Below are 503 nucleotides of genomic sequence, written 5' to 3' on the forward strand. Positions count from 1 at the left end.
AGGATCACGTCAGCCGATTGTTGGTGGAGTATGCGCAGACCGGTCAGCAGGTGGTACGCCTGAAATCCGGTGACGGAGGATTGTTCGGTCGACTGGAGGAAGAACTGGTCGCGTTGCAGGCAGCCGGCATCAAATATGAGATCATTCCCGGCATCCACTCTGCCGTCGCGGCGGCAGCTGCCGCTGGTATCCCTCTGACCCGACGCCTGACTGCACGTCGTGTTCAATTCGTCACCGGGCATGACGTAAGTGGCAAATTGCCGACCGATCTGAACCTTCCCGCCCTGGCTGATGCTAGCGCGACGACGGTCGTATTTATGGGCAAGCGCACTTTTCCCTTGCTGGTCGAAGCCCTGAGCGCGCATGGCTTGCCGTTGGACACGCCTGCTTTGATGGCCGAATCTGTTTCAACTCCCGAGCAATCCTTGGGGCGCTCCACAATCGGAGACCTGTCCGACAAGCTGCGATCCGAGGTTGGAACCGCCCCGGCCCTGATCCTGTAT

At 59.6% G+C, this 503-nt stretch carries 1 protein-coding gene; it reads left to right on the plus strand.

The genetic code is table 11. The annotated features are described in order from the left end of the window. The coding region (locus ACR0EL_RS22830) for an SAM-dependent methyltransferase (RefSeq protein WP_480502400.1) at positions 1 to 503 on the plus strand (503 nt) is incomplete at both ends.

It is taken from the genome of Ruegeria sp. AH12, assembly GCF_056541465.1.